This window comes from Amycolatopsis tucumanensis (assembly GCF_021654135.1).
Lineage (GTDB): Bacteria > Actinomycetota > Actinomycetes > Mycobacteriales > Pseudonocardiaceae > Amycolatopsis_E > Amycolatopsis_E tucumanensis.
Window position 1 is genome coordinate 61,006 of the sequence record NZ_JAKGSD010000002.1, and the last position, 20,017, is coordinate 81,022.

Annotated in this window: 19 protein-coding genes and 1 pseudogene; 10 read left to right on the forward strand and 10 right to left on the reverse strand. The window is 71.0% G+C overall.

Annotated elements, in window-relative coordinates:
- Positions 1 to 62: 62 nt before the first annotated feature.
- Positions 63 to 1,274, reverse strand: a pseudogene (locus L2C96_RS45480) (MFS transporter); the annotation flags it as partial.
- Here L2C96_RS45480 and L2C96_RS04100 point away from each other — a divergent pair.
- On the forward strand, positions 1,192 to 1,965 hold the full coding sequence (locus L2C96_RS04100; RefSeq protein WP_237335178.1) for a 2-keto-4-pentenoate hydratase: 774 nt from the start codon (positions 1,192 to 1,194) through the stop codon (positions 1,963 to 1,965). The pseudogene L2C96_RS45480 and the gene L2C96_RS04100 sit on opposite strands and share 83 nt — an antisense overlap.
- Positions 1,966 to 2,227: 262 nt before the next feature.
- On the opposite strand, the gene L2C96_RS04105 is transcribed toward L2C96_RS04100, so the two are convergent.
- Complete coding sequence (locus L2C96_RS04105) at positions 2,228 to 3,154, reverse strand: NADP-dependent oxidoreductase (protein ID WP_237335179.1); 927 nt, start codon at positions 3,152 to 3,154, stop codon at positions 2,228 to 2,230.
- A 136-nt stretch (positions 3,155 to 3,290) separates the two neighbouring features.
- Between L2C96_RS04105 and L2C96_RS04110 the strand changes: the two genes are divergently transcribed.
- The 5 genes from L2C96_RS04110 (at position 3,291) to L2C96_RS44295 (ending at position 8,287) form a co-directional block, all read left to right on the forward strand.
- Positions 3,291 to 4,067, forward strand: a complete 777-nt coding sequence (locus L2C96_RS04110; RefSeq protein WP_237335180.1) for an AraC family transcriptional regulator — start codon at positions 3,291 to 3,293, stop codon at positions 4,065 to 4,067.
- 79 nt (positions 4,068 to 4,146) lie between these two features.
- Complete coding sequence (locus L2C96_RS04115; protein ID WP_237335181.1) at positions 4,147 to 5,742, forward strand: AMP-binding protein; 1,596 nt, start codon at positions 4,147 to 4,149, stop codon at positions 5,740 to 5,742.
- 44 nt (positions 5,743 to 5,786) lie between these two features.
- Positions 5,787 to 6,671, forward strand: a complete 885-nt coding sequence (locus tag L2C96_RS04120; protein ID WP_237335182.1) for an amidohydrolase family protein — start codon at positions 5,787 to 5,789, stop codon at positions 6,669 to 6,671.
- Positions 6,671 to 7,474: an SDR family oxidoreductase gene (locus L2C96_RS04125; RefSeq protein ID WP_237335183.1), complete on the forward strand. Its 804-nt coding sequence runs from the start codon at positions 6,671 to 6,673 to the stop codon at positions 7,472 to 7,474. The genes L2C96_RS04120 and L2C96_RS04125 overlap by 1 nt, the downstream gene beginning before the upstream one ends.
- A 681-nt stretch (positions 7,475 to 8,155) precedes the next feature.
- Complete coding sequence (locus L2C96_RS44295; RefSeq protein WP_272881996.1) at positions 8,156 to 8,287, forward strand: hypothetical protein; 132 nt, start codon at positions 8,156 to 8,158, stop codon at positions 8,285 to 8,287.
- Between the two features lie 50 nt (positions 8,288 to 8,337).
- Here the strand turns inward: L2C96_RS44295 and L2C96_RS04130 are convergent, their stop codons facing one another.
- The 3 genes from L2C96_RS04130 to L2C96_RS04140 are packed head-to-tail and all read right to left on the reverse strand — an operon-like array spanning position 8,338 to position 11,413.
- Positions 8,338 to 9,771, reverse strand: a complete 1,434-nt coding sequence (locus L2C96_RS04130) for an alpha/beta hydrolase (RefSeq protein ID WP_237335184.1) — start codon at positions 9,769 to 9,771, stop codon at positions 8,338 to 8,340.
- Between the two features lie 26 nt (positions 9,772 to 9,797).
- Entirely contained in the window at positions 9,798 to 10,517 is a 720-nt protein-coding gene (locus tag L2C96_RS04135; RefSeq protein WP_123686196.1) for an ABC transporter permease, read from the reverse strand.
- Positions 10,518 to 10,528: 11 nt separating this feature from the next.
- Positions 10,529 to 11,413, reverse strand: coding sequence for an ABC transporter ATP-binding protein (locus tag L2C96_RS04140; RefSeq protein ID WP_237335185.1), 885 nt, complete (start codon positions 11,411 to 11,413; stop codon positions 10,529 to 10,531).
- Between the two features lie 108 nt (positions 11,414 to 11,521).
- Here L2C96_RS04140 and L2C96_RS04145 point away from each other — a divergent pair, with 108 nt between their 5' ends.
- Complete coding sequence (locus tag L2C96_RS04145) at positions 11,522 to 12,661, forward strand: sensor histidine kinase (protein ID WP_237335186.1); 1,140 nt, start codon at positions 11,522 to 11,524, stop codon at positions 12,659 to 12,661.
- On the forward strand, positions 12,658 to 13,260 hold the full coding sequence (locus L2C96_RS04150; RefSeq protein ID WP_020415857.1) for a response regulator transcription factor: 603 nt from the start codon (positions 12,658 to 12,660) through the stop codon (positions 13,258 to 13,260). Before L2C96_RS04145 ends, L2C96_RS04150 begins: the two co-directional genes overlap by 4 nt.
- A gap of 137 nt (positions 13,261 to 13,397) precedes the next feature.
- On the opposite strand, the gene L2C96_RS04155 is transcribed toward L2C96_RS04150, so the two are convergent.
- From L2C96_RS04155 to L2C96_RS04175, 5 genes are all read right to left on the reverse strand, one after another.
- Entirely contained in the window at positions 13,398 to 14,405 is a 1,008-nt protein-coding gene (locus tag L2C96_RS04155) for an LLM class flavin-dependent oxidoreductase (protein ID WP_237335187.1), read from the reverse strand.
- The gene (locus L2C96_RS04160) at positions 14,402 to 15,715 is read right to left on the reverse strand and encodes an MFS transporter (protein ID WP_237335188.1); all 1,314 of its coding nucleotides are present in this window, start codon (positions 15,713 to 15,715) and stop codon (positions 14,402 to 14,404) included. Before L2C96_RS04160 ends, L2C96_RS04155 begins: the two co-directional genes overlap by 4 nt.
- A gap of 118 nt (positions 15,716 to 15,833) precedes the next feature.
- A complete protein-coding gene (locus L2C96_RS04165; protein ID WP_237335189.1) occupies positions 15,834 to 16,649 on the reverse strand; it encodes an alpha/beta fold hydrolase in 816 nt (271 codons plus the stop codon).
- Positions 16,650 to 16,711: 62 nt separating this feature from the next.
- The gene (locus L2C96_RS04170) at positions 16,712 to 17,140 is read right to left on the reverse strand and encodes a type II toxin-antitoxin system VapC family toxin (RefSeq protein ID WP_237335190.1); all 429 of its coding nucleotides are present in this window, start codon (positions 17,138 to 17,140) and stop codon (positions 16,712 to 16,714) included.
- A complete protein-coding gene (locus tag L2C96_RS04175) occupies positions 17,137 to 17,379 on the reverse strand; it encodes a FitA-like ribbon-helix-helix domain-containing protein (RefSeq protein ID WP_237335191.1) in 243 nt (80 codons plus the stop codon). Before L2C96_RS04175 ends, L2C96_RS04170 begins: the two co-directional genes overlap by 4 nt.
- Positions 17,380 to 17,548: 169 nt before the next feature.
- On the opposite strand from L2C96_RS04175, the gene L2C96_RS04180 reads away from it, so the two are divergent.
- Together L2C96_RS04180 and L2C96_RS04185 are read left to right on the forward strand one after the other, a co-directional pair.
- A complete protein-coding gene (locus L2C96_RS04180) occupies positions 17,549 to 18,382 on the forward strand; it encodes an IclR family transcriptional regulator (RefSeq protein WP_237335192.1) in 834 nt (277 codons plus the stop codon).
- Positions 18,383 to 18,442: 60 nt separating this feature from the next.
- Entirely contained in the window at positions 18,443 to 19,978 is a 1,536-nt protein-coding gene (locus L2C96_RS04185) for an AMP-binding protein (RefSeq protein WP_237335193.1), read from the forward strand.
- Positions 19,979 to 20,017 lie beyond the last annotated feature (39 nt).

Consider the following 20,017-nt stretch of genomic DNA (forward strand, 5'->3'; position numbering starts at 1 on the left):
TCGGCCGGGTCGGCCTTGATGACGACCGAGACGCGGTCCTGCGCCGCCGCGAGCGCCGGGTTGGTGGTCGACGTGATCGCGTTGGTGACGGGGAACGCGAGCAGCGCGGCGAGCCCGAGCCCGGCGAACAGCACCGGCCGCCTGCCGATCCGGTCGGACAGCCAGCACACGAACACGCACAGGAAGAACCCGATCAGCATGATCACCATGTAGATGGCGTTGACGGTGAACGAGTCGGCCTTCAGGTAGGTCTTCATCGTCGTCACCATGTAGACGGTCGACAGGTAACCGATGAACGACTGCGCCGACGCCATCACGAACACGATCGCGACCATCCGCACGCGCGCCCGCGACCCGAACGCCTCCCGCAGCGGGGCCTTCGCCTGCGTGCCCTCCCGCTTCATCTTCAGGAACAGCGGGCTCTCGTTGAGCTTGGTGCGGATCCACACCGACAACGCCAGCGGCAGCACCGAGATGAGGAACGGCACCCGCCAGCCCCACGAGTCGTACGCCGCGGTGCCGACAATGGATTCCACGACGAGTTGCACCCCCAGGGAGAGGCTGAACGCGAGCGCGGTGGTGCCGGTGAGCCAGCCGACGAAGAACGAGCGCTGCTTGGCGGGCGCGTACTCGGAGACGTAGGTGACCGCGGCACCGAACTCGCCGCTGACCGCGAGCCCCTGCAGGATGCGGCACGTCACCAGCAGGATCGGCGCCGTGATCCCGATCTGCTCGGCGGTCGGCAGCAGCCCCACCGCGACGGTCGACACCCCCATCAGGATCAGCGTCATCAGGAACACGATCTTGCGGCCGACGAGGTCGGTGATTCGCGCGAACACCAGCGCCCCGATCGGCCGGACGATGAACCCGGCGGCGAACGTGAGCAACGCGAACACGGTCTGTGCCGCGGACCCGTAGTCGCTGAAGAACTTGCTGCCGATGACGGGCACGAGCGCCCCGTAGAGGAAGAAGTCGTACCATTCGAACGCCGTGCCGACGGCCGACGCACCGACGACCTTGAGCTCCTGTTTGTTCATCGACGGTCTCCTCGAGCCAGCCGTGCCGCCCGCCACGTCGCGGGCGGCGGTTTGGAGCGACCGTAGGGCCGGTTGTGGCGGGAACAACGCACCCGTTTCCGGTGGCCGGAAACGGCGGATGGTGTTACCTGGCCGAAACGTCCACAGTGGCATCATGACCGTGACTACGTGGACAGTCGAGCGGGCCGTGGAGGAACTGCGCGCGGCGGAGACCGGGCGCACCGCCCGCCGTCCCATCACCGACGACTGGCCGGAACTCGACGTCGCCACCGCCTACCAGGTGCAGACGGAGTTCGTGGCCGCCCGCGGCGAACGGGTGATCGGTGTCAAGCTGGGCCTCACGTCCCACGCCAAACAGCAGCGGATGGGCATCGACGCGCCTCTCACCGGCTGGCTCACCGACGGCATGGTCCTCGCCGCAGACGCCCGGGTCCCGGTCGGCGAGCTGATCCACCCCCGGGTCGAACCGGAGATCGTCTTCACCCTGGGTGCCCGCCTGCAAGGCCCCGGCGTCACCCCGGCGACCGCCATGGCCGCGGTCCGCACCGTCTCGGCCGGGCTCGAGGTGATCGACAGCCGCTACCGCGACTTCCGCTTCACCTTGCCCGACGTGATCGCCGACAACGCGTCGTCGGCCCGTTTCGTCATCGGCGACGTGACCCGCGATCCCCGCGAACTCGACCTCGGCCTGGAGGCCTGCGTGCTGCGCGAAGCAGGCGAGGTCGTCGACACCGCCACCGGCGCGGCGGTCCAGGGCCACCCGGCCAACGCGCTGGCGCTGGCCGCCAACGCACTCGCCGACCGCGGCCTCGCCCTCGAAGAAGGGTGGCTCGTCCTCACCGGCGGCCTCACCGACGCGGTGCCCTTCCGCCCCGGCCACCCGATCACCGCGGAGTTCACCCACCTCGGCAGCGTCACGGTCGGCTGACCACAACCCGGTCCTCGTCTGCCTCGCGGTGGTCGTCGCGGTCAGCGTGTGCCACGCGACGCTGCTCAGCGTGATCACCGTGATCCTCGCCCCCGAGCCGACGCGGCCGTCCCGCGTTCGGTCCCACAGCGGAACGGCTGCCGCACACGCCCAGTAGCCCGGCGCGCGGCTCCGCCCACCGGGAACTCCGGGCGGAGCCGCGCGGCGGCCGCGTGGTTTTCCCTTCCCCGACAAGCCATTTCGAGGGAGATGCCGCCGCCGATCAGATTGTGAGGACGAGTTTGCCTTGGAGGTGACCGTGGTCGAGCAGCCGGTGTGCGTCGGCGATGCGTTCGAACGGGAACGTCTCCTGCACGTGGACTTGGAGCTTGCCCTGTTCGGCGAGTTCGGCGAGTCCTCGCAGGGCGACTGGGTCCGGGTCGACCGCGATGCCGCTGAAGCGCATGCCGGCCGCCTCGTATTCGGCGGCGAGTTCCGTGTCCTCGTCGGCGACCGCTGTCACCAGGTGCCCGCCTGGGCGGAGCACTCGGAGTGAGCGTTTGCCGGTGTCGCCGCCGAGCGTGTCGAGCACGACGTCGATGTCCCGGACGGTCTCGGTGAAGTCGACCGCGGTGTAGTCGATCACTTCGTCGGCGCCGAGTCCCTCGACGAACTCCCGCTTGCTCCCGCTGGCGGTCGTGATCACGTGCGCGCCGAGTGCTTTCGCGAGCTGGATCGCGACGTGGCCGACTCCACCGCCCCCGCCGTGGATCAGGACGCGGTCGCCCTCGGTCACGCCGGCGAGGTCGACGAGGCCCTGCCACGCTGTCAGTCCGACCACCGGTAGCGCCGCTGCCTCGGTGTGCGAGAGTGACGCCGGCTTGCGCGCCAGATGCAACGCCGGCGCTGCGACGATTTCGGCGTAGGCGTTGGCCGCCCGGGGAAACAGCGGCATGCCGAACACTTCGTCGCCGGGCCGCCACCGCCACGTCAGCGCTTGTTCGACCACGCCGCTGATGTCCCAGCCGAGGACGAACGGCGGCCGGCCGAGCAGCGGGAACTCGCCGGCGCGCAGGCGCGCCTCCAGCGGGTTCAGCCCGATCGCCTTGACCCGGACGAGCACCTCGGTCGGCAAGGCGCGGGGCTCGGGCGTGTCCACGATGGTGAGCACCTCGGGACCGCCGAACTGCTGCTGGGTGATGGCTCGCATGACTCTCCTGGTTCGGGGTGTGCGGACGGAAGCGCCGCCTTTCCACCTCGACGATGACCGTTTCAACGACGGCGTACCACCGGTGTCGCGACAGAAAATCCCGGTAACCCGCCAAACGCGGTTAGGCTGAGTACCCATGAGCGAACCTGTCGGCGAGCCGGTGTTCTGGACCGACGATTCGGCGGTCTGCGAGCCCCTGGCCCACGGCGCGGACGTCTCCGCGCACTTCCACGACTTCGGGCAGCTCAGGTACGCCGCTTCCGGAGCGCTGGTCACGACGACCCAGGTCGGCACCTGGGTGGCGCCGGCGAGCCGGATCACCTGGGTGCCCCCGTTCCACGTACACAGCAGTCGCTCGTACGGCGAGACCGATGTCCGGTTGCTCCGGGTTCCGGCGGAACTGGCCGAGCGACTGCCGACGGAACCCTCGGTGTTCGTTGCCAGTGCGCTGATGCGCGAGGCCTACCTGGCCTTGCTCAGCGAGCACGACCCGGCCGACAGCCCCCGCGCGGATCTGTTGCTCGAGGTCGTCATCGCGGAGCTCGCTCGCGCCCGGCGGGAACCACTGCGTCTCCCGGAGCCGAGCGACACCCGCCTCAAGGCCGTCACCGACCTGCTGCACGCCGACCCGGCCAGTCCGGCGACCCTGGCGGAGCTGGGGCACCGAACCGGCTCGAGCGAACGAACCCTCAGCAGGCTGTTCGGCAGTGAACTGTCGATGAGCTTTCGCCAGTGGCGCACGCTGCTGCGCATTCAGCGGGCACTGCTCGAACTCGGCGGAGGCGCCTCGGTCACCGACACGGCGATACGACTGGGCTGGGCAAACCCGAGCAGCTTCATCGAAGCCTTCACCGATCTCGTCGGCCAGACACCCGGTCACTACCGCACTACGGCCCGCGCAACTCGAGAGTAGCCTCAGCGTGGCGGGTTACCCGTAATTGCTGGCGAAATATCGGTGGCACGTCCGCCGAGTCACCGCCCATCGTTGAGGCATGTCCCATCCCGTCCACGAGCACAGCGCTTCCGCTTCGGCGACAGCCGCAACGGCCTCCTCCGGGGTGACGCTGGGTGACCTGATCGTGCAGGCACTCACCCGGCACAGCTCGTCCGAGGCCTTCGTCGCCGGTGACCGGCGGCTGACTTACGTCCAGGTCCGAGATCTCGTCTCGCAGTACGTGGCCGCGCTGGCCCAACGCGGAGTGGGGCTCGGAGCGGGCGTCACCATGCTCAGTCCGAACATGCCCGAGTCATGGATCGTCCAGGCCGCGACGTACCTCTTGGGCGCGCGCTTCACCGGTCTTCAGGCCCTGGCCTCGGTCGAGGACCACATCGTCGTCTGCGAGGACGCGGAAGCCACGGTGCTGGTGGTGACCGCGCCCCTGGAGGAGCACGGGCGCCAGGTCCTCGCCGAGGTCGGCTCGCTGAGACACCTGATGGTGATCCCGGCTGCGGGTGGCCTGCCCGAGGGCGAGTCCTACGCAGTTCGACCACTTGTTCCCGGTCCGGCCACCGAGACGGACCTCGCGTGGCTGCAGTACACCGGCGGGACGACCGGTAGGCCCAAGGGCGTGATGCAGCCTCATCGGTCGATGGTGCAGATGGTCTGTGCGCACATGGCCGATTTCGAACAGCCGCACTTGCCGCGGTACTTGGCCCCGGCTCCGCTTACCCATGCCGCCGGGCTCGGTGTACTCCCGACGCTGCTTCGTGGGGGCACCGTCGTGATCGAGCAGGGTTTCGATCCCGGCCGATTCCTCGACATCATCGAGGCAGAACGCATCAACTGCGTCACCGGCATTCCGACGATGATCTACACGCTGCTGGACGAGGAGCGCCCGGAGACGAGAGACCTGTCCAGCCTCGAGGTGATCTGGTACGCCACCGGGCCGATGTCTCCGGTGCGCCTGGCCGAGGCTCGTGAGCGCATCGGTCCGGTCTTTTCCCAGATATACGGGCAGACGGAGTCGACCGGCATCGGGACGGTCCTGCCCAAGGCCGCGCACGAGACCGCGAGCCTGGAGCGGCTTGCCTCCTGTGGTCGTCCCGTGGTCGGCAACCGCGTCAGGCTGATCGATGAGGACGGTCACGACGTTCCCGTGGGCGAGGTGGGCGAGATCGCCATGCGCAACCGCGGCGTCATGCTCGGCTACCGGAACCTTCCCGAGGAGACGGAGGCAGCGCTCAAGGGCGGCTGGCTGCACACCGGAGATCTCGCCCGCCAGGACGACGAGGGCCCGCTCTACATCATCGACCGAAAGAAAGACATGATCATCTCCGGCGGCTTCAACATCTACGCGAGCGAAGTCGAGGCCGCTCTGGCAGGGCACCCCTCGGTCGGCTCGGCGGCGGTGATCGGCGTGCCCGACGACAGGTGGGGCGAGATCGTCACCGCGTTCGTGGTCGCGCGCCCTGGGCAGGACGTCGACGTCCTCGCCCTCCAGTCCTTCGTGAAGCAGGTCAAGGGCTCGATGTATTCGCCCAAGAAGGTCGTGGTCGTCGACTCGCTTCCCCAGACGCCGGTGGGAAAAGTGGACAAGAAAGCGTTGCGCGCACCCTATTGGAGCGACCCGGCGCGCAAAGTCAACTGATACTCCCACATCTTCCGCCAACCAGTCACGAAAGGTACACAGCATTGACGACACCGCCACCCCGGCTGATCGACTTCCACTCCCACTGGGGCACCGAGCGAGGCTGGAAGGGGAGCCCGTACGAGACCGCCGAGGACCGGGAGGCCCTGCGGGGCTACTTCAAGTGGGGCATGAACTTCGTCAGCGACGACGAGCAAGCAGCGCAGTTCCGTCAGGCCAACGCCAAGGTGATGCTCGACTTCGCGTTCACCTACAAGATGGATGCCGGTGCGCTACGAGATCAGCACGACTACGCCTTCGACTTCGCTCACAAGCACCCCGACGTCGTGCTCGGCAACTGGATCGGCATCGACCCGACGCAGCCCGCTCACGTCAAGGAGCTCGAGCGCTGCCTGAGTGAGGAACCCGGACTGATCGGGCTGACGGTTCACTCGTTCACCCCGGCCGGCCCACCAGACCAGCCGGAATGGGAGAACTGCCTCAACCTGTGCATCGAGGCCAACCGTCCGGTGTTGGTTCATGTGGGCATGTCCGCGACCGGCGCCGGAACCCGTGGCGGTATGGGCATCACACTCGAGGGCTGCCACCCCCGGTACGTCGACCGCATCGCAGCGACTCATCCCGACCTGAACGTGATCGCCGCGCGGGTGGCGTGGCCCTGGCAGTCAGAGATGATCGCAGTCGCACTCCACAAGGCGAACGTCTGGATGGAGCTCCACGGCTGGTCTCCGCGCTACTTCCCCGACGAACTCAAGCGCGAGATCGGCAAACGGCTCCGCAAGCGGGTGTTCTTCGGCGCCGACTACCCGATGCTCAGCCACGAACGGCTGGTGGAGGAGTGGCGCGAGCAGGGCTTCTCGTCGGACGTCCTCGACGACGTGTTCTCGGGCAACGCCGAATCGTTCCTTACCTCAATCCGAGTCGAGTGATGGACCTGGGACTGACCGGGAAGGTGGCCATCGTGGGCGGTGGCAGCGATGGCCTGGGCTTCGCGATCGCCGATCGCCTGTTGCGTGAAGGCGCCTTCGTCACGATCTTCGCGCGTCGCGCGGAGAAGATCTCGGCCGCCGCGGATCAACTGGCCGGCAGGTACGGCCAGGATCGGGTCCTCGGGCTTGCCGCCGATTGCTCGGTCGACGCCGACCTCGAGCGGGTCACGGCCGAAACGCTCGCGCGGTTCGGTGCGGCTGTCCACGTCCTGGTCACCAACGACGGTGGACCGCCGATCCGCCGGATCTCGGAACTCACCGACGACGTGTGGCTGCAAGCGTTCGCACGCCACTTCTTCTACGTTGTCCGGTCCGTGCGAGCGACGCTGCCGCACATGACGGCCGAAGGGGGCAGCATCCTCAACGTCGTCTCGGGTGTCGTCGAGCGCCCGGCCGTCGGCATGGCGGCGCCCGTGGCGGTGTGGTCCGCGGTGATCGGTTACGCCAAGACCCTGGCCTTGGAGGTCGGGAAGCACGACATCACCGTCAACACCCTGTTGTCCGGCTACTTCGACACCCCGCTGCTGGGCAGGACGCTCGACAGGCAGCCGGAACTCTCCAAGGCTCGCCTGGGGAGCGGGTTGCCGATGGGACGCATCGGGGAGCCCCGCGAGTTCGCCGACGTGGCCGGTGCGCTCGTGTCACCGAACCTGAGATTCGTCACCGGCGCGGTCATTCCCGTCGACGGCGGGGCCGGTATCGGGATGGGCGCGAGCTTCGATTCGCCGACCACCTCGGAGTGACCGTCTCCGGCGCTGAGGCAATTCGGACCGTGCTGCCCACGCAACACGCTCGTGCCTGTGGCCCGTCCGCGGGATGGTCCCGGCACCGGGTTCGCAGCAGTCATCGGGCCGAGCAAGTCGAGCCGGCTCCCGGAGGACTACGGCTGTCCTCGGTCAGGGTGATGCCGGGACATCGATCCACGACGCGATGTCCCGGCACCGGCAGGTCGGCCCGCCTGCCCGTCGAGAAGGGCGGGTGAATGTCCAGCAGCGCGTTCGGCACCGGCCTGCCGTCGCGGTCGCTCACCCGGCCGGTGATGAACAGCGGGGTGCCGGGCAGCCCTTCGGAATGTCCTCGCCGAAAGCGAGCGCGGGTGATCCGTCGATGTGGAAGGGGCCCAGCACCGTCGCCGGAGTCGCCGCGGGCGAGAACCGGTTGTTCAGCTGCACCACATGCGCAGGCGGCCAGGGCAGAACGACTGGCCCGGCTCGCCAAGGACCGCGCAGCCCGCACGACGAAGTACGCGGACGTTTCCGCGCTCAGCATGTAGTTCGAATCGGCGTTGGCCCACCTCGCGGCCGAGCAGGGCTTCGGCCTACATGCAGCACGGCCTCGCCCAGTCGCTGGGCGAGGCCGTGCTGCCGGGATCACCTGAACCGACCTGAAGCACTCTCAATTTCGCATCGCAGGTCCACAGCGCGGTGGAGGGTCAGGGGACCTTACTCGAACTCCGGGAAGCGTCCCGCGCGGACGGCAGGCAGGTCACGGTCTCGGTCGCCGACGCGGCCGGGAAGGAGGCCACCGCGGCGTTCGTCTGGTTCGTCTTCGGCTGACCCGAAGAAGCGGTGCCACCCCAGGGACGGGGTGGCACCGCCGCCCACGGTCAGTTTCCCGCGGCGCAGAAGGTGTCGTCCGGCCGCTTCCCGCTCACCAGGTACTCGGTCACGAGCGCGTTCCCGCACTTGTTGGGTGTGAACAGGTAGGCTCCGTGCCCGCCCTGGTCGATCGTGATCATCCGGGCGCGCTCGCCGAACGCCGCGCGCAGCTTGCGGGCCCCGGACAACGGCGTGCCCGGGTCACGCTGGTTCTGCACCATCAGCACGTTCGCCGGGCCGTGGCCGGTGATCCGCACCCGCGGCTCGGCCGGCGGCGCCCAGTACGCGCACGCCGCGATGTTCGCGCTCGCCGCGCCGAGCAGCGGGTAGCGGACCCGGTCGATCGCGACGTCCAGCTGGTAGCTCGCGATCGAGCGCGGCCACGCCGAGTCGCCGCAGATCACCGCGAACCGGGACGCCAGCAGGTTTTCCACCCCGGTCACCGGTTCCGCCTGCGGCTTCGGGGCCCGGCCCTGCTCGAGCCCCTGCCAGTCCTCGGCCAGCTTCGTCAGGTCCGTCGAGTACAGGCCTTCGAACGTCAAGCCACGGAAGACCGAACCCGTGATGCCCTCGACGGGGGTGCGGTCCAGCCGGGCGGCCAGCTCGTGGAACTTGGCCGTCACCTGCGCGGGCGTCGTGCCGAGCCCGTACTCCGGGTGTTTCGCCGCGAAGGCCGCGAAGTCGGGGAACCGGTCCTCCATGCCCCGCCCGAAGCCGCGCATCGCGTCGATGTCGTAGCCGCCCGGACCGAGGCTGCTGTCCAGCACGATCCGGTCGCTGCGCTCGGGGAACAGCGTCGTGTAGACCGCACCCAGGTAAGTCCCGTAGGACGCGCCCAGGAACGACACCTTCGGCTCGCCGAGCGCCGTCCGGATGCGGTCCATGTCCCGCGCGGTGTTCGCCGTGGTGATGTACGGCAGCATCGATCCGGTCTCCGACCCCGCGCACTGCTCGGCTTCCCGCTTCGCGATCGCGGCTTGCTTCACGACGTCGGCCGGCCCGTTCGGGTATGGCAGGTTGCCGACCGCGATCTGCTCCGGCGTCAGGTCGCACGTCACCGGGGTGCTGTGCGCGACCCCGCGCGGGTCGAACCCGATGATGTCGTAGGAGTCGAGCACGTCCTGGGGCAGCTGCACGTACTTCAGCAGCTGCGGGTAGTCCAGGCCACCGCCGCCGGGGCCGCCCGGGTTGGTCAGCAGCACGCCCCGCCGCTTCTCCGGGTTCTTGCTCGGCAGGCGCGACACGGCGATGTCGATCCTCCGCCCGCCCGGGTCCCGGTAGTCCAGCGGGACGTTCACTGTCGTGCACTGCAGGTCCGGTGTCGGGAACGCCCCCGCCGGGCACGGTCCCCAGGTCAAGGTGTTCGGTGCGGCGGAGACCGCGGGCACGGCGGTCGTCGCGCCGAGCACGGCGATCGCGGCCACCAGCAAAGCTTTGCGCATCGGAACTCCTTTCGTTCGCACCGCGCTCATCGGCGCGGTTCCCAGCGGAAGAGCCGCGTCGCCAGCACGACCGCGACGAAGACCCAGGCCAGGGTCGGGGCGAAGAGGAGCAGGGAGCCGGCGGCCGGTTTCCCGCCGTTCCACGCGTCGAGCACCAGCTCGGCCGCCGAGCCGCCGGGCAGCAGCCGCTTGAGCAGCGTCAGCTCGCCGGTGCCGGTGAGGCCGACCCAGCCGGCCACCGCGATCACGCCGACGCTGATCGGCAGCGTGGTCACCTGCGCGTGTTCCGGCGAGTTCGTCAGCCCGGCCGTGGCCAGGCCCAGCGCGAGCATCATCACCACGGTGGCCACGACGGCGGCGGCCAGCAGCAGCGGGTTCGCCGGCTTCCCCGTGACCACGGCCAGCACCGCGAGCAGCACGGCGATCTGGACCACCGCGATCGCGGTGACCGGCAGCAGCAGTCCGCCGAGGATCGCGGCGTCGCCGGCCGCGGTCGAGCGCAGCCGCTTGAGGAACAGGTTCTGCCTGCGGGCGGCCAGCGTCGTCACCGCCGTGGTGTAGAGGCCGATGCCCAGCACGAAGAACAACGTCAGCGTCGCGATGTAGCCGAGGCTCCCCACCTCCGTGAAGGCGTCGTGCCGGGCGATGAAGAACGCGCTGAGCGCTGCCGGCAGCACCAGGGCGGTGACCAGCACGAGCCGGTTCCGGAAGAGCTGGATCAGCTCGCCGCGGGCGATCGTCAACACGGTTGCTCCTCTCAGGAGTTTTCGATGGCGCGGAAGACGTCGTCGAGCCGCGTCGGCCCGGCCTCCAGATCGAGCAGCTCCACGGCCTGGTCCTGTGCCCAGGCGAGCAGCGTGTGCAGGTCCTTCTGCAGGCCGAAGGTCTCGACGAGGAACTTGCCGTCCACGCCCCGCGTGGCGAGCAGCGGCGGCGACGGCGCGTGGGCCGGGAGTCCGAAGTGGATGGTCGAGGGCAGTGTCCGGGTCAGCTCGGCGACGGTGCCCTCTCGGTGGAGGGTGCCCTGGTGCAGGAGCCCGATGCGGTCGGCGCGCTGCTGGGCTTCCTCGAGATAGTGCGTGGTGAGCACGACGGTCGAGCCGTCCTCGCGGAGCCGGTCGACGGCGTCCCAGAGCGCGTCCCGCGACTGGATGTCGAGGCCGGTGGTGGGTTCGTCGAGGAAAACCAGCTCGGGAGTGCCGTAGACGGCGGTGGCGAAGTCGAGCCGCCGCTTTTCCCCGCCCGAGAGCTGCCCGACCTTGGTGCCTGCCTTGTGGGTGAGGCCGGCCACGTCGAGCAGGCGCCCGACGTCGTCGTGCCGTCCGCTGAGCCGCCCGACCAGCCCGACGGTCTCGCGCACGGTCAGGTCGGCGGAAAACCCGCTCTCCTGCAGCATGATCCCCACCCGTGGGCGGACGGCAGCGCGGTCGCAGGGGTCCTTCCCGAACACCCGCACGGCACCCGAGCTGGGCGCGCGGTGCCCTTCGACTGTCTCCAGGGTCGAGGTCTTGCCCGCACCGTTCGTGCCGAGCAGGGCGTACAGCTCCCCGCGCTCCACTTGGAACGAGAGGTCCTTGACGGCGGGGAAGCCGCCGTAGGTGAGGGTGAGGCGATCGACGTCGATGACCGGTGTCGTGGACATGCCTCGAATTCCAGCGTGGACCGGCGCGGCCCGGCAGTGCGGCGGCGTCACCCGGATACATGACGTGGTGTCACTGGTGGTGCCCGCTCGGCCGGATACGCTCGGCTGGTGGAGGTGCCGACGATCGCGCGCAGGACGTCCTGGACCGGCGGGAAGGTCCAGGAACGGCTGCGCCGGCTGAACCTGATCACGACCGTCCCGCCCCTGGCGCTCGCGGGCGTGTTCCTGCTGCTGGTGAGCGCCCGGTCCTGGTGGCACATCGTCATCCAGGTCGCAGGGCTGCTCGCGGCGCTGGCGACGGCCGAACGCTGGACCGCGGGTGACTACCTCCGCGTGGCGCGGCCGAGCCTGGTCGTCACCGCGGTGGTGTGGCTGGCCGGGTCCCTGACCGATGACACGGCCGCGTTCTTCGGGCTGTCCGTCGTGGGGTCGTACCTCATCCCGCCGCTGCCCCGCCGCCGGCTCGCCGCGCTGGCCGGGCTGACGGTCCTGATCGCGGGGCTGGGCGCGGCGAACGTCCTCGTGCACGACGACCGGATCGGCTGGCGGCTGTTCCAGTTCGCCGCCGTGCCCGCGGCGGCCACGCTGGTCTCGACCGCGTTCATGTTCGCCAGCCAGCGCTTCTTCGACCTGATCGCGGAGCTCGAACAGTCCCGCGAGCGCGACGCCGACCTCGCCGTCACGCGGGAGCGGGTGCGCTTCGCGTCCGACCTGCACGACATCCAGGGGCACACTCTGCACGTGGTGAAGCTGAAGGTGGCGCTGGCCGAGAAGCTGCTGGACCGCGAACCGGATCGGGCGCGCGAGGAACTGCGGGAAGTGCACGACCTGGTCGGCGACACCATCGTCCAGACCAGGGAACTCGCCTACGCCCAGCGGCGGCTGAACCTGTCCGCCGAGCTGGAGAACGCCAAGAACCTCTTCGAGGCCGCGGGGATCCACGTCCGCGTCACGCGCGAGTCCGAAATGGACGCCACCGCGGGCGAACTGCTCGGCCAGGTGCTGCGCGAGACGACGACCAACATCCTGCGGCACGCCGAAGCCCGCCAGGTGGGGATCACGCTCACCCGGCGCGGGATCGCGATCGTCAACGACGGCGCCCCGGACACCGGACCGCTCGAGCTCGGCGGGCTCGCGGTGCTCCGGCAGCGCTTGGCGGAGCACGGCGCCGAGCTGGAAGTCTCGCACTCCGGCGGCCGTTTCCGCACCGCGGCGGCCTTCCCCGCGCCGAAGGAGGCCCGTCGATGACGACGGTGGTGCTCGCCGACGACGAAGCCCTGCTCCGCAAGGCACTGGCCGCGCTGCTGCCGTTGGAAGACGAGATCACGGTGCTGGCCGAGGCCGACGACGGTGAAACGGCGGTCGCGGCCACCCTCGAACACCGGCCGGACGTGCTGGTCATCGACCTTGAGATGCCCCGCGTGGACGGGCTCGGCGCGGTCGAGGAGATCCGCCGGGCCCGGCCGGAGCAGGTGATCCTGATGCTGACCCGCCATGCCCGCCCCGGCGTGCTCCGGAAGGCGCTGAAGCTCGGCGTCCAGGGCTTCGTCAGCAAGGCGGCGGAACCGGCCCACATCACCTCGGTGATCAAGACCCTGCACGCGGGCAAGCGCTGGATCGACCCGGACGTCTCGGCCCTCGCCGTCGTCGACGACTGCCCGCTGACCGACCGCGAGCTGGACGTGCTGCGCGCGACCCGTGAGGGTTTTTCGGTGGCTGACATCGCCGGGCAGCTGCACCTCGCGGAGGGCACGGTCCGCAACTACCTGTCCAACGCGATGCAGAAGACCCAGACCCGCACCCGCCACGAAGCGGCCCGATACGCCCGTGAGCACGACTGGCTGTAGCCGATCGACCCGAATGGCGCCGAGGGCGATCAGCCGTTGGCACTCCGCTTCGACGGCCGTCATCCACTCGGGGCCCTGCCGGCCGATGCGGCCCTGACGTCGAGGTGCGGTCTTGTCCTCCGGCACCGAACGGGTGCTCACTGGACGGGCTGTGCTCCCTTGACCCGCAGCAGCGGGAGCACCCGCGTGGCGAAGTCGCCGGCCAGCTGCCTCGGCAGGTCGTAGGAACCCACGTGCTGCAGCAGGACCGCCGCCACCCCGCGGCCGCGCAGGTCGGCGAGCCGGGCGGCGATCTCCTCCGCCGTGCCGTACAGGCAGAACCGGCGGGCGAACGCCTCGGCCGCGTCATCGTCCACAAAGGGCTCGCTCGCCCGGACGGCGTCCTCCCACGACTCCGCGTGCAGCAGGTCGGGGTGGACCTCCGGCAACGTCGTCGGCACGCGCACGTGGATGCCCGCCCGCGCGAGGAACGAACCACCGCCGTTGGACGCGATGCTCAGGCACACCGGCTTCAGCTCTCGGGCATCGCGCGCCACCGAGTCGGTGACCCGGCAGAAGGCCGACACCGTGACCGGGACCGCCCCGTGACCGGCGGCGGCGACCTGGGCGAGGGCGGCCGTCAACGGCTCGGCGGCCACCCCGGACAACAGGATCGCCCCGTCCCCGATCTCCCCCGCCAGGCGCAGGTTCCGCGGCCCGCTCGCGGCGATGTGCACCGGAACGGGCACCGGGTCGCGCATGCGGGACACGCCGGGTTCACCGTCCACACCGGACAGCAGCCGCCGGATGACCTCGACACCCGCGCGCAGGCCGGCCCGGGTCGACGGGGTGAGCCCGGCCGGGACGACCGAGCTGTTGCCGACACCGACACCGAGCACGAACCGGCCGGGCGCGAGCTCGGCCACGGTCCGCGCGGCGCCCGCCACCACCGACGGGTGCCGGGTCACCACGTTTGTCACGGCCGTGCCCAGCGTGATGCTCGAGGTCGCCGCGGCGGCCGCGGCGGCGGTCGCGAACACGTCCCGCCACAGCAGCTGCGAGTCCGGGAACCAGGCCTGGTCGAACCCGGCGCGCTCGACCTCCCGCGCGAAGTCCGCGATCTCGGGAACCGGGGCGCACGGCGGGATGCGGATGCCGATCTTCACGCCGGCACCGCCGCCCGGGCGGTTCCGGTGGCCGGCACCTCGGCCGGCGCTTCCCGCAGTAGCAGTCCGGCCACGAGGCTCACCGTCGAGGCCGCCGCCATGTACCCGGCGATCGCCACCCACGAACCGGTCGACTCCAGCAGCGACGCGCTGACCGCCGGGGCGAAGGCGTTGCCGGCGACGGTGCCGATCGTGAAGCCGATCGCCATGCCGCTGAACCGCAGCGAAACCGGGAACGCCCGGGAGAAGAAGACCGGGAACATCGCGTAGTTGCCCGAGTACCCGGCGAACAACAGCACGAACCCGAGCAGCATCAGCCCGTGGTTCCCGGTGCCGAGCAGCGGGAACCACGCGAACGGCAGCACGACCATCGAGGCCGCCGTCGCCGTGAACACGGTTCGCGCCCCGATCCGGTCGGCGAGCCTGCCGTAGAGCGGCGCGGCGATCACGATCACCACGAGCGCGGGCAGCAGGACCCCGAGCGAGGTGGTGGTGCCCAGCCCGAGGGCGGTCCGGCCGTAGGTGAGCACGTAGACCGAGGCGACGGTGAACACCACCCCTGCCCCGACGGTCGCCAGCGTCACCAGGACCAGCGTGCCGCCACACCGGCGCAGCACGTCGACCAGCGGCAGCTTGCGGACCGAGCCGGTGACCTGCACGCCGGCGAACTCCGGGCTCTCCCGGAGCCGGAGCCGGATGACCAGCCCGGCGACCACCAGCAGAACGCTGAGCAGGAACGGGACCCGCCAGCCCCACGCCAGCAGGTCGTCCTGCGGCAGCTGCGCCACCAGCAGGAACACCCCGTTCGCGAGGATGGTGCCGACGGCCGTGCCGGTGTTGAGGATCCCGCCGAGCAGGCCGCGCCGGTGCTCTTCGGCGTGCTCGACGGTGAGCAGCACCGCGCCACTGGTCTCGCCGCCGAGCGACACGCCCTGCACGATCCGCGCCACGACCAGCAGCACCGGCGCCGCGATGCCGATCTGCCCGTAGGACGGGAGCAGCCCGATCGCGGTGGTCGCGATGCCCATCATCAGCAGCGTCGTGACGAGGATCGACTTGCGTCCCATCCGGTCGCCGAGGTGGCCGAACAACAGCGCGCCGAGGGGCCGGGCGACGTAGCCGACCCCGAAGCTGGACAGCGAGATCAGCGTCCCGACGACCGGATCGGCGGCCGGGAAGAAGATCTTCGGGAACAGCAACGACGCCGCCAGGCCGTACAGGGCGAAGTCGTAGTACTCGATGGTCGTGCCGAACCAGCCGGCGAGCGCGGCCCGGACCGGCTGCCGGTTCGGCGTGGTACCTGCTGACAACGATCCCTCCTGACCCCGGCCGGGCGTGCTTGCCGGGTGGACGCACTCTGCGTCCTCGCGCGGGTCATGCCCAACCCGCGGTCCGGTGAGCGGACCGGACCCGCTCCTGGTGATCCGCTCAGCGGACCGCGCTCCGCAGGAAGGGCAGGACCGCGGCGGCCACGTCCTCGGCCTTGTCCTCCATGAGCGCGACCGTGCCGTCGATGACCGCGCGGTGCAGCGCCGCGGCGCCGGTGAGGTTGCGGGCCAGTGGTTCCAGCGCGGGCATCGAGAACGGGTCGCCGGTGGCGCCGACGATCAGCACCGGCGCTTCGACCAGCTTGATGCGGTGCTCCATCTCGTAGCGCGCGCACGCGAGGTGCCCCTCGCGGGGGTCGACGCCGGGGGCGAGCGCGTCCCGGACGAAGCGGTCCAGCAGGGCGGTCGCGCCGGGCGGGTAGTACGGGCGCCGCTGGTCCCACCACGTGAGCAGGTGGGCGCCACCGGGGTCGCGGGGCGCGTCGTCGACGCCGGGGCCTGCGGCGTGGGAGGCGCGGTAGGCCGCGTCGGCCCACGGGGTGGAGGAGAGCACGAGCGCGGAGACCCGGTCCGGCGCCGCGGCGGCGATCTCGACCGCGACGACACCGCCGGTGTGATGCCCGAGGACGGCGGCCTGCCGGACCCCGAGCGCGTCCAGTGCGGCGAGCGTGCCCCGCGCGTAGTCCTCGATCCGCTGCGGCGCGGGCAGCGGCGTGCTGTTGCCGAAGCCGGGCATGTCGATCGCGATCGTGCGGTGCTGGGTGGCCAGGAGCGGTTGCAGCTCGCGGAACTCGTCCAGCGAGCGCGGAGTCTGGTGCAGCAGGACAACGGCGGGCCCGTCCCCCTGCTCGGCGTAGTGCACCTGCCCGCCGGGCGTGGCGGCGTACCCGTAGCGGACGGCGTGGACGTCGGTCATGCCGATCACCGTCGGATCCCGGGGATGCGGAGTCAACGGAGGTGGTCCGGTGACCAGACCGGCTAGGACGGATCCGCCTCCCACGGGTTGAGCACTCGCAGACCGACTCCGGAGAAGTCCTCGACGTTCCGCGTGGCGAGCGGGGCGCCGTAACAGCGGCAGATGGCGGCGATCTGCGCGTCTGCCATGCTGATCGGCCGCCCGGCCCGTTCCCGCCCGGCGACGATGCCCGCGTACTGCTCGGCGGCGGCATCGTCGAAGGGCAGAACTTGCTCCTGGAAATCCTCGGTCAGCAGCTCCGCCCCGCGCACGATGAGCTGATCGCGACGCTGCCCATCAGGCAGCCGCGCCGCTCCGTACCGCAGTTCCGCCGCGGTCACGGCCGTGATGAACACGTGCTCGGCGGGATGACCGTCGACCCAGTCCACGACGGAGGGTTCGGGAGCTCGCCGCATCAACTCGGACACGACGTTCGTGTCGAGGACGATCACTCGTCGAACTCCGCCGCACGCGCCGGCTCCGCCCGGCGCGGCGGTTCCAGCTCGACCTCGTCACCCGCGAAGCGGCGGCGGATCCTCGTCGCCATGCCGACGCCGGACGAGGGCCGGGTCAGGACCGACCGGAGGATGTCACGCACCTCGGCCTCCATCGACCGGCCGTGCTCGGCAGCGCGCACCCGGAGCGCCGCTTTCAAGTCGTCGTCGAGGTCACGGATGGTCAACGTCGCCAAGCTGCTCACCTCCTGCTTGCAATGCTTTCAATGCTAGCACTGCGGGTGGTGCTGGTCGTCCGGCTCGGATCCGGAAACGCAGCTGTAACCGGGGGTGAACGCGCACTGGACTCGGCTCCGGCAGGCTGGTGATAATCACGCTCGATCCCGGCCCCGGTGAGGAGGCGCCATGCCGTCGCAGGATGCCGGCCGTCCGAACTCGGTGCTCGGCAAGGCGCAGCTGCTGCTCGGCGCCTTCGAATCGGGCGCATACCAGCTGGGGCTGACCGAGCTGAGCCGCCGGTCCGGGGTGCCCAAGGCGTCGGCCTACCGGCTGGCCCAGGAGCTGGTCGAGTGGGGGCTGCTGGAGCGGCGGGGCGACTGCTACCAGCTCGGGTTGCGCGTGTTCGAGCTCGGGCAGCGCGTGCCGGCCTCCGCGGTGTTGCGCGCCGTCGCCCGGCCCGCGCTGGCCGACCTGTTCGCGGCCACCCGCGCCACGATCCACCTGGCCGTGCTCGACGGCGGGCACGTCCTGTTCCTGGAGAAGGTGGCCGGGGAGGCCAACATCCACTCGCACTCGCGCATCGGCGGGCGCCTGCCCGCGCCGAGCACGGCGACGGGCAAGGTCCTGCTGTCCGCGGCGCCCGACCTCGACAAGCAGCTGGACCGCTACCGCCGGGCCGGGCTGCCGCACCTGACCTCACGGACCGTGTCGTCCGTGGACGCGCTGCACAAGCAGCTGGTGGCGGTCCGTGCCCAGGGGTTCGCCCTCGAGAGCGAGGAGACGATGCCCGGCGTCGGCAGCCTCGCGGTGCCCGTGACCGGCGCGGACGGCACCGTGCACGCGGCGGTGTCCACCACCGCACCGGTGTCGCGCCTGGTGCCGCGGCGGCTGCTGCCCGAGCTGCGATCCGCCGCCGCCACCATCGCCCGTGCGCTGGACCGCGCGTTGCTGACCGCGTCCGAGGTGCGCAACGAGCCGTTCACGGTGGCGCCCGCCCCGGTGAAACGGGTGGCCGGCTGAGCGGTCCGCTGACCGATCCGGCTGCTTGGCCCCACCGGCGGCCCGCCCGACGATCACCGGGTGGATGACGAACGCACCCCGCTCGACGTGCTGGAACGCCGGTCGCGTCAGGATCCGGACCGCGAGCTGGTCCGCTTCGAGAACGACTCGCGCCTGCGGATCGGCGACCTGGACGAAGGCTCACGGACGCTCGCCGCGCGGCTGCGGCTCCCGTCCGGCACCCGGGTCCTGACGTGCCTGCGACCGGGCCCCGCCGCGGTGGAACTGATCTTCGCCCTCGCCCGGCTCGGCGCCGTGGAGGTGCCGCTGGCCCTCGACATCCCCCTCGCCGCCGCCGAGGCCATGCAGCGGAACACCGGCGCCACGCTCCTGATCGCAGGCACCTCCGCGCTCGCCGCGAACCCCGCCCTGGCCACGCTGCCGGCCCGGACCGTGCTGGTCGCCGAGGACGACCCCGGCCCGGCCGGACACCCGTTCCTCGACGAGCTGCCCACCGGTCCCCTCACCGAGCACCGCCCCCGGCCGGGTGACGCACTCGCCGTGCTGTCCACTTCGGGCACCACCGGCCGCGCCAAGGCCGCCGAGCTGCCGCACTTCGCCGCCCTGCGCCACGCGCGCCGGGTGGCCGCGACGATGCGGTACGGACCCGGCGACGTGCTGCTCAACGTCTTCCCGTGGCACCACGTCAACGTCCGGCACACCGCACTCCTGCCGGCGTTGCTGACCGGCGCCCGGCTGGTGGCGCACCGGCGGTTCTCGGCGTCGCAGTTCTGGGACGTCTGCCGCGCCGACGGGGTCACGGCGTTCAACTTCATGGGCGCGATGCTGGCGATCCTCGACCGGCGGCCCGCCACCACCCACGACCGCGACCACCTCGTCCGGCTGGCGTACGGCGCCCCCGCGCCCGCGGAACTGGCCGCGCGGTTCCACGACCGCTTCGGGGTGCGCGCGCTGGAGGCCTACGCGAGCACTGAACTCGGCGACGTCGCGGCGAACACCCCGCACGACTGGCGCCCCGGCACCGCCGGGCGGGTGGTCCCCGAGTACGAGGTCGCGATCCTCGACGAGGCCGGGCAGCCGCTGCCACCCGGGCACACCGGGCAGATCGCCGCCCGGCCCCGGCTGCCGCACGTGACCTTCCGCCGCTACGCCGGCGACCCCGAAGCGACCGCCGCGGTGCTGCGGGACGGCTGGTTCCGCACCGGCGACCGGGGCCGCCTCGACGCGGACGGCTACCTCACCTTCGCCGGGCGGCGGGGCGACGTGGTGCGGCGGCGGGGCGAGAACATCGCGACCTGGGACGTCGAGCAGGTCCTGCGCGCGCTGCCCGGGGTGGTGGACGCCGCCGCGGTCGGGGTCGCCTCCGAGCTGACCGAGCAGGAGATCCTCGTCGTGCTGGCGAGCACCGACCGCAACCTGGACGGCCCCACCGTGCGGGACTGGTGCCGCACCCGGTTGCCGCGTCACGCGCTGCCCCGCTACGTGCGCATCGCGCGCGAGCTGCCGCGCAACGGCAGCGGAAAAGTCGTGAAGGCGCTGCTGCCCACCACCCCCGATGAGTCCACTTGGGACGCGGAGCGCCGGTCCGCCCAGTGAACCGGATCCGGATCCCCCGGACCCGGACCTGCCTACGGT